The sequence below is a fragment of the Tabrizicola sp. genome (assembly GCF_041911175.1).
Classification (GTDB): domain Bacteria; phylum Pseudomonadota; class Alphaproteobacteria; order Rhodobacterales; family Rhodobacteraceae; genus Tabrizicola.
On sequence record NZ_JAYRPN010000087.1, the window covers coordinates 26,166 to 32,361 of the forward strand.

Here is a 6,196-nt window from a genome sequence, read left to right on the forward strand (position 1 = left end):
GTGTATTGACATGTTCCATGCGATATTCCGACTCAGGAATTTCCTTGGGACGAAAGTTGAACTTACGTCATGCGCTGGCGCGACCTGCCTTCCCTCTCTGCCCTGCGGGCGTTCGACGCCACCGCCCGGCACGGCAGCTTTGCCGAGGCGGGCCGGGTGCTGAACGTCACCCATGCTGCCGTCACCCAGGCGGTGCGGGGCCTTGAGGCGGATCTTGGCGTGGCGCTGGTCCGGCGGACGGGGCGGACGGTCAGCCTGACCGAGGCGGGCGCGCGGCTGGCCCGGGCGCTGGACGACGGGTTCGGCACGGTGGCCGCCGGGATCGAGGCGCTGCGGCAGGCCGAGGCGCGGCGCGTGCTGCGGGTGACGACCACGACCTTCATCGCCGAAACCCATGTCATGCCGCGCCTGCCGGAATTCTGGGCGCGCCATCCGGGGGTGGAGGTGGCGCTGTCGCCCAGCCCCTCGCGCGTCGACATCCGACGCGAGGGGTTCGACATGGCGATCCGCGCGCTGTCGGACGGCTGGACCGAACCGCCGGACGAGGAGGTGCGGCCGTTGGCCCGCATCCCGCTGCTGGCGGTCTGCGCCCCCTCGCTGGTCGCGGACCGGGTGCCGGACCTGCAGGCGCTGCCCTGGATCGTGGGCGAGGACAGCCCCTGGGACGATCTCCAGTTCACCACGACGGGGATCGACCCGGCCCGGCTGAACCGGGTGAAGGTCGGCAGCCCGCATCTGGAGATGTCGGCCTGTCGGCAGGGGCTGGGGGCGATGCTGGCGACCGAGATCATCTGCAGGGCCGACCTCGAGGCGGGCCGCCTGGTCCGCCTGCCGCTGGCGGGCTTGCCGGTGGTGACCTATGCCGCCGTCCTGCCGCGCGGCCCGCGCCGGGAGGCGGTGGACCAGTTCGCCGACTGGCTGGAGACGATCTTCTGACCCCGGTCAGGCCGGGATCAGGCCTTGTCGCGGACCATCAGGTGATTGCCCTCGCCCTTCTGCACGTCGAACCGTCCGGTGCGCTTCAACAGGTCCGAGAGCTTCTGGCTGCCATAAGTCCGGCTGTCGAAATCGGGATAAAGCTGGGTGAGGACCTGGCCCAGCTGACCCAGGGAATAGCTGTCCTCCTCGATCCCGATCTTCTTCATCGCGGCCAGGACCAGCGGAATGGCCTTCGACGGCGGGTCCTTTTCGGCCCTGACCGGCTCTTTCGGTTTCGCCGGGGTGGGCGTGTCCGCAGCGGGTTCGGGCGTCGCGGCGATGTTTTCCAGGAAGATGAAGCGGTTGCAGACGTTGCGCAGGCTTTCCGGGGTCTTCCTTTCGCCGACGCCGATCACCTGCAGCCCGTCCTCGCGGATGCGGCTGGCAAGGCGGGTGAAGTCGCTGTCGGACGAGACGAGCACGAAACCGTCGACCTTGCCCGCGTGCAGGATATCCATCGCGTCGATGACAAGGCCGATGTCGGAGGCGTTCTTGCCCTTGGTGTTGGCCGATTGCTGGTGCATCACCAGACCCAGGCTGCGGGCCTTTTCCTTCCACTGGCCCAGCGCCTGCGACGACCAGTCGCCATAGACCCGGCGGACCGAGGGTTCGCCATAGGTGGCAAGCTCGTCGAGCACGGCCTCGATATGCCGGGCGGGAATGTTGTCGGCGTCGATCAGGACGGCAAGGCGCAGCGCACGGTCGTCGGCGGGCATCGGGGTCTCCCTGGGTTTGCCCTGTTGTCGCCGAGCCGGGGCCGCAAGGAAAGCGCAATCGGCTGGTTGACACCGGACAGGGCGCACCGAAGATCGCCCGAGGTGATGGCAGGGGCAGTGCGGGAATGATCGGTGGCTTGCAGATGCTGCGGGGCGTGGCCGCGACCCTGGTCGTGCTGTTCCACCTGCAGGCGGCGGCGGTGGCCGAAGGTTACGACGCGGGGCTGCTGGGCTGGTTCCGGGGCGGCGAGGTCGGGGTGGACGTGTTCTTCGTCCTGTCGGGCTTCGTCATCTTCCACGCGGTCGAGGGACGGCGCGACATGGGGGCCCTGCGGTTCCTGCGGCAACGGTTCTGGCGGATCGTGCCGCCCTACTGGGCGGTCCTGGCGCTGACATTGCTGTCGCTGGCGGGTCTGTGCCTCATGCGGGGCGACTGGTCGGAATGGCCGGGCTTCGGACGGATCGTGCTGTCGGTCCTGCTGCTGCCCTTGCCGGATCATGTGATGGCGGTGGCCTGGACGCTGGCGGTCGAGGGGCTGTTCTACCTGCTTTTCGCGGCGACCTACTTTCGCGGCGGGGCGGCGGCGGCCATCGCGGCGCTGGCGGTCTGGTCGCTGGTGACCCAGGTCTGGAACCTTCTGCGCCTGCCGGTCGATCCGGCTTTCGGGGTGCTCCTGTTTTCCGGCGTGATCGAGTTCCTGTTCGGCGGGCTCATCGCGCTGGCAATCGGGCGGGGCTGGCGGGCAGGGGCGGTTCCGGCGCTGATCCTCGGCGCTGTCGGGCTTGCCCTGGTGGTGACGGGTCACGTCACCTTCGCCTGGGGCCGGTCCTGGGTGGCGGGTCTGCCCTCGGCCGCGCTGGTCTACGGGCTGGCCGCCGGGAACTGGAGGATGCCCGCCTGGACGCTGGTCTGGGGCGAGGCGTCCTATCTGCTGTATCTGCTGCACCTTCTGGTGTTTTCCATCGCCGGAACCCTGCTGCGCATGACAGGGATCGCACCCTATGGCTCGACCATCAGCATGTTGGGGCTGGGAGCGCTGTCCATCGCCGTCTCGGTCGCGGCGACCCTGTGGCTGGAGCGCCCCTACCGGCGCTGGGCGAAAGGACGGTAAGGCTCAGGCGATCAGCGGCAGGGATCTGGCCGCAAGGGCGTGCAGGGCGGCCTCGGGCGGCAGCGACAAGAGAAGCCCACGCTGACCGGCGTTGATCCAGACGCGGGGGGCGGTGCAGGCACTGGCCTCGACGGCGGTCGGGACGGCGCGCTTCTGCCCGAAAGGAGAGATGCCGCCGACATGGTAGCCGGTCAGCTTCTCGGCCTTCGGCGCAGGCATCATCGCGGCGGATTTGGCCCCGAAGGCCGCAGCGACTTTCTTCATGGAAAGCTGCCGGTCCGAGGGGATGACGCAGCAGGCGGGCTTGCCATCGACCTCGACCATCAGGGTCTTGAGCATGACGGCAGGGTCGATCCCCAGCGCCTCGGCGGCCTGCAAGCCCGTCGCCTCGGCCTTCGGGTCATAGGCGTAGGGGTGCAGCGTGACCTCGATCCCGAGGGCGGCCAAGGCGCGGAGGGCGGGGGTGGAGGACAAGATTGTATTAGCTGTCGGCATCAAGGCCGCAGGATCGCGCGTTCAGTATATCGGCCAGCCGTTCGGCATCGTCCGGCCGTTCCAGTGCAAGCGGGATCGTCATACCGCCAATTTCTGATTGCACAAGGATCCGCGAGACTTCCTCGCCACAGATGCGAAGTGTTCCCGTCTGACCGACGACGCCTGCCGTGAACGGGCCGAAACTTTGCGGGAAGTTGGTGTTGAAATCGACCACAAGGCCCATCTCACCGCTGTTCGTCGGTCGAGTGTCCGCCGCGACGAAATCTTCCATCGGGAAGACATAGGTTGCAGTCGGAAACTCGAAGGACATGACCGAAGGGTCCGCCCAGGCCGGGCTGGCAAGGGCGGACAGGAGAAGGGCGGATTGCCGGATCAATAAACCACCACGGCCCGAATGCTTTTGCCCGCGTGCATCAGGTCGAAGCCTTCGTTGATCTTCTCCAGCGGCAGGATGTGGGTGATCATGCTGTCGATCTCGATCTTGCCGTCCATGTACCAGTCGACGATCTTCGGCACATCCGTTCGCCCCCGCGCGCCACCGAAGGCGGTGCCTTTCCAGACCCGGCCCGTCACCAGCTGGAAGGGCCGCGTCTCGATCGTGGCGCCTGCCGGGGCCACCCCGATCACGATCGACTGCCCCCAGCCGCGGTGGGTGCATTCCAGCGCCGCCCGCATCACCTTGACGTTGCCGGTGCAGTCGAAAGAATAGTCCACCCCGCCGATCTTGTCGAAAGGCGTTTTCGTCATCCCGACGATGTGGGCCACCACGTCGCCCTCGATCTTCGTCGGGTTGACGAAATGGGTCATGCCGAACTTGCGGCCCCACTCCTCCTTGTCGTCATTGATGTCGACGCCGATGATCTTGTCCGCGCCCGCCAGCTTCAGCCCCTGGATCACGTTGAGGCCAATCCCGCCCAGCCCGAAGACCGCCGCAGTGGCGCCCTGTTCCACCTTGGCGGTGTTCAGCACCGCGCCGACCCCGGTGGTGACACCGCAGCCGATGTAGCAGATCTTGTCGAAGGGCGCGTCGTCGCGGACCTTGGCCAAGGCGATTTCCGGCAGGACCGTGTGGTTCGCGAAGGTCGAGCAGCCCATGTAGTGATAGATCGGCGTGCCATCCAGCATCGAGAACCGCGTCGTCCCGTCCGGCATCAGCCCCTTGCCCTGCGTGTCGCGGATCGCGGTGCAGAGGTTGGTCTTGCGGGAAAGGCAGGACGGGCATTCCCGGCATTCGGGGGTGTAGAGCGGGATCACATGGTCGTCCGGTTTCAGCGTCTTCACGCCGGGGCCGCATTTCACCACCACGCCCGCGCCCTCATGCCCCAGGATCGAGGGGAAGATGCCTTCCGGGTCGGCGCCGGACAGGGTGAATTCGTCGGTATGGCAGATGCCGGTGGCCTTGATCTCGATCAGGACCTCGCCTTCCTTGGGGTCGTCGAGGTTGACCTCCATCACCTGCAATGGCTTGCCTGCGGCGACGGCAACGGCGGCACGGGTGCGCATGGGGTTTCCCTCCCTTGAAGAATTTTTCGGAACCTGTGCCAAACTTGGGCGTAAAGCAATGACGGATTCGACTCCGAAGCATGAAGGATGCGACCCATGAAACACGCCTTTCCCCTGCTCGTCTGCGCCCCCCTGCTCTTGTCGGCCTGCGTGATGGAGCCGGTGCCGATGCCGCCCCCCGACCCGCTGGCCAGCTGCGGCGCGGACGAGTTGCAATACCTGGTCGGCCGCCCCGGCGTCGTCCTGGACGGGATGCGCTTCAGCCAGGATGTGCGGGTGATCCAGCACGGCATGGCGGTGACGATGGACTATAGCGCGACGCGGCTGAACTTCTGGCTCGACCGCCGCGACGTGATCGAACGCGTGACCTGCGGCTGAGCGCAAATGAAAGGCCCCGGCCTTGCGACCGGGGCCCGAAGGCAACCTGCGCGCAGGTTACTGCTTCATGATCCGGTAGGTGGTGTGGCAGTCCTTGCAGGCTCCGCCCAGCGCGCCCATCCCGGCCTTCAGCGTATCGACCGAAGCGACGTCCAGCGCGCCTGCGGCGTCGCCCGCGGCCTTGGCCTTCTTCAGGAAGTCATCCCAGTTCGCCCAGATTTCCGGCTTGGCTTCCGAGGCCGGATCGGCGGCGCCCTGGTCCTTGAAGGTGGCCTCGATCTTGCCGGTCGCCTCGACCAGCGCGGCCTTGGCGCCTTCGGCAGCGGCGGCGTCGAAGGCGGTCTTCCCGCCAGCCATGTCGCCGATGATGCCGATGTTCTTGCCGATGGTGGTCATCAGCTCCCCGCGCGCGATGGCGTTCGGATCGGTGCGCTCTTCCTCGGCGTAGGCGGCGCCGGCGGACAGGACCGCGCCGAGGATCAAGGCTTTGGCAAACTTCATGGACTGGCTCCCGTGTTGGCTGATCGTGGTGACTATAGGCGCGACATTCCGTCGCGGTAGTTTGCGCTCTGTGCTCTCACGCACTTGTCATCTGCGGCGGTGCAGGACTCGACAGGGTCGCGGCAGGATGGCAAGACTGGAACATAGCGTGAACATCCTGAGTCGGTGATGGCGGGTCGGCGCATCCTTTCCCTGTGGTTTCCACGGCTGGCGGCGGATCGGGTCGCGCGGCGGCGGGCCGATGTGGTGCCGATGCCCCTGGCGGTGGTGGACGACCGCAACGGCGCACAGGTGCTGGTCTCGCTGTCGGCAGAGGCCGAGGCGGCAGGCCTGTCGCCGGGCCAGCCGCTGCGCGATGCGACCGCGATCTGCCCTGCCCTTCTGACCGTCGCCGCCGATCCCCTGGCCGAGGCCCGCTTCCTTCTGACCCTGCGCCGCTGGGCCGGGCGCTTTTCCCCCTGGGTGGCCGAGGAACCCCCGGCGGGGCTGATGATCGACCTGACGGGGGCCGCG

8 protein-coding genes and 1 pseudogene are annotated in these 6,196 nt (G+C 67.3%); 4 read left to right on the forward strand and 5 right to left on the reverse strand.

Annotated features, from left to right (window positions below; translation table 11 throughout):
- Nucleotides 1-69: 69 nt before the first annotated feature.
- Nucleotides 70-936 (forward strand): LysR family transcriptional regulator, encoded by an 867-nt coding sequence (locus ACE3P6_RS12405; protein ID WP_374395432.1) that lies wholly within the window; start codon nucleotides 70-72, stop codon nucleotides 934-936.
- Between the two features lie 17 nt (nucleotides 937-953).
- Here ACE3P6_RS12405 and ACE3P6_RS12410 read toward each other — a convergent pair whose 3' ends face one another.
- The gene (locus ACE3P6_RS12410; RefSeq protein WP_374395435.1) at nucleotides 954-1,694 is read right to left on the reverse strand and encodes an NYN domain-containing protein; all 741 of its coding nucleotides are present in this window, start codon (nucleotides 1,692-1,694) and stop codon (nucleotides 954-956) included.
- A 125-nt stretch (nucleotides 1,695-1,819) separates the two neighbouring features.
- Here ACE3P6_RS12410 and ACE3P6_RS12415 point away from each other — a divergent pair, with 125 nt between their 5' ends.
- Nucleotides 1,820-2,806, forward strand: a complete 987-nt coding sequence (locus tag ACE3P6_RS12415; protein WP_374395437.1) for an acyltransferase family protein — start codon at nucleotides 1,820-1,822, stop codon at nucleotides 2,804-2,806.
- Between the two features lie 3 nt (nucleotides 2,807-2,809).
- On the opposite strand, the gene ybaK is transcribed toward ACE3P6_RS12415, so the two are convergent.
- From ybaK to ACE3P6_RS12430, 3 genes are all read right to left on the reverse strand, one after another.
- A complete protein-coding gene (ybaK, locus tag ACE3P6_RS12420; protein WP_374395440.1) occupies nucleotides 2,810-3,301 on the reverse strand; it encodes a Cys-tRNA(Pro) deacylase in 492 nt (163 codons plus the stop codon).
- Nucleotides 3,288-3,611, reverse strand: a complete 324-nt coding sequence (locus tag ACE3P6_RS12425; RefSeq protein ID WP_374395442.1) for a hypothetical protein — start codon at nucleotides 3,609-3,611, stop codon at nucleotides 3,288-3,290. The genes ybaK and ACE3P6_RS12425 overlap by 14 nt, the downstream gene beginning before the upstream one ends.
- A gap of 62 nt (nucleotides 3,612-3,673) precedes the next feature.
- Complete coding sequence (locus tag ACE3P6_RS12430; protein WP_374395445.1) at nucleotides 3,674-4,804, reverse strand: S-(hydroxymethyl)glutathione dehydrogenase/class III alcohol dehydrogenase; 1,131 nt, start codon at nucleotides 4,802-4,804, stop codon at nucleotides 3,674-3,676.
- Between the two features lie 96 nt (nucleotides 4,805-4,900).
- On the opposite strand from ACE3P6_RS12430, the gene ACE3P6_RS12435 reads away from it, so the two are divergent.
- A complete protein-coding gene (locus ACE3P6_RS12435; protein ID WP_374376441.1) occupies nucleotides 4,901-5,182 on the forward strand; it encodes an I78 family peptidase inhibitor in 282 nt (93 codons plus the stop codon).
- Between the two features lie 57 nt (nucleotides 5,183-5,239).
- Here ACE3P6_RS12435 and ACE3P6_RS12440 read toward each other — a convergent pair whose 3' ends face one another.
- Nucleotides 5,240-5,683, reverse strand: coding sequence for a cytochrome c (locus ACE3P6_RS12440; protein WP_374395447.1), 444 nt, complete (start codon nucleotides 5,681-5,683; stop codon nucleotides 5,240-5,242).
- Nucleotides 5,684-5,851: 168 nt separating this feature from the next.
- On the opposite strand from ACE3P6_RS12440, the pseudogene ACE3P6_RS12445 reads away from it, so the two are divergent.
- Nucleotides 5,852-6,196: pseudogene (locus ACE3P6_RS12445) on the forward strand (DNA polymerase Y family protein); the annotation flags it as partial.

Excerpts from the sequence above, each read along its gene's own strand:
- ACE3P6_RS12435 (WP_374376441.1), top strand. The coding sequence starts at position 4,901 with ATGAAACACGCCTTTCCCCTGCTCGTCTGCGCCCCCCTGCTCTTGTCG.
- ACE3P6_RS12425 (WP_374395442.1), bottom strand. The coding sequence starts at position 3,611 with ATGTCCTTCGAGTTTCCGACTGCAACCTATGTCTTCCCGATGGAAGAT.
- ybaK (WP_374395440.1), bottom strand. The coding sequence starts at position 3,301 with ATGCCGACAGCTAATACAATCTTGTCCTCCACCCCCGCCCTCCGCGCC.
- ACE3P6_RS12430 (WP_374395445.1), bottom strand. The coding sequence starts at position 4,804 with ATGCGCACCCGTGCCGCCGTTGCCGTCGCCGCAGGCAAGCCATTGCAG.
- ACE3P6_RS12410 (WP_374395435.1), bottom strand. The coding sequence starts at position 1,694 with ATGCCCGCCGACGACCGTGCGCTGCGCCTTGCCGTCCTGATCGACGCC.
- ACE3P6_RS12440 (WP_374395447.1), bottom strand. The coding sequence starts at position 5,683 with ATGAAGTTTGCCAAAGCCTTGATCCTCGGCGCGGTCCTGTCCGCCGGC.
- ACE3P6_RS12415 (WP_374395437.1), top strand. The coding sequence starts at position 1,820 with ATGATCGGTGGCTTGCAGATGCTGCGGGGCGTGGCCGCGACCCTGGTC.
- ACE3P6_RS12405 (WP_374395432.1), top strand. The coding sequence starts at position 70 with ATGCGCTGGCGCGACCTGCCTTCCCTCTCTGCCCTGCGGGCGTTCGAC.